This window comes from Aerococcus sp. L_32, assembly GCF_050689315.1.
The window spans coordinates 1-924 of sequence record NZ_JBOEQF010000707.1 but is presented as its reverse complement, the minus strand read 5'-3'; the positions used below and the strand labels follow the sequence as shown (position 1 = coordinate 924).

The window sequence follows — 924 nt, the reverse complement described above, 5'->3', positions numbered from 1 at the left end:
AAACCCTGTTTGAATGTCAGCGTTCAGCGCTTTTAAAGTAGCCAACAATAACATTGGTCGAAGGCGTTTGCCACCTGTATTTAATGAATAAACCATTGATTCTTTCAATTGACCAGGCTGGGCGTGACCGAATTGGTCAACAGACCTCAGAATAGCTTCGTCTAAGGCTAGTAATTGGTTTTCCATAAAAATAGCTGTATCCATTACTGGTCACCTTGACTCGTTGGTTCTTCAAATGCTTCTAATTGACCATTTTCTGTCATCAATTTTGTCATTGTTTCTTCAGCGTTTTCTAAAGTTTGGCTGCAATATTTGCTTAGAATCATGCCGTCTTGAAAAGCGTCCATTGATTCTTCTAATTTGATATCGCCAGATTGTAATTGATTGACAATTGCTTCTAGTTTTTCTAACGCTTCTTCAAACGATAATTTTGAGGTATCGATAGCCATTTATGATTCTCCTTTTAATTTAGAAAATTGTTTCTTGTCTGTTCCAGTAATTTGCGCGGTAATACGGCCATCTGCTAATTGAATGGCTAGTGGATCACCAATATTCACTTTTGTAATGGAATCTACTGGTTCTTGTTTACTTGTCACATAAGCAAAACCTTTGCTCATCCTTTTTAGGGGTGATAAAAGATCCAGTTGTGACATCGCTTTTTGCAATTGATATTCCTTAGACCTTACCTGTTGGCTTTGGCTATTAATCAATTGGCGCTGCATGTATTGTAATTTTGTACGGTAATTGCCTAATGTAATTGCAGGAGAAGATTGGTTTAACCTTTGGTCTAAGTGCTGTACGGCAACTTTTTGAGATTTCAAGTGGCTTTCTTGCGACTGAACCAGTTGTGCCTGTAAGTTCTTTAATTTTAATTGGTGGCCTTCATATAACCTCAATGGTTGGCGGAATATATAAGCTTTTTGG

Annotated in this window: 2 protein-coding genes and 1 pseudogene; all 3 read right to left on the bottom strand. The window is 37.6% G+C overall.

Going from position 1 to position 924, the window contains the following annotated elements; genetic code table 11:
• Nucleotides 1–204 (bottom strand): annotated as a pseudogene (locus tag ACRCJ0_RS15880) (polyprenyl synthetase family protein); the annotation flags it as partial.
• A complete protein-coding gene (locus ACRCJ0_RS15875; protein ID WP_069285491.1) occupies nucleotides 204–449 on the bottom strand; it encodes an exodeoxyribonuclease VII small subunit in 246 nt (81 codons plus the stop codon). The pseudogene ACRCJ0_RS15880 and the gene ACRCJ0_RS15875, both read right to left, overlap by 1 nt.
• The coding region (locus ACRCJ0_RS15870; RefSeq protein ID WP_431391145.1) for an exodeoxyribonuclease VII large subunit at nucleotides 450–924 on the bottom strand (475 nt) is incomplete at its 5' end. It abuts the gene before it with no gap.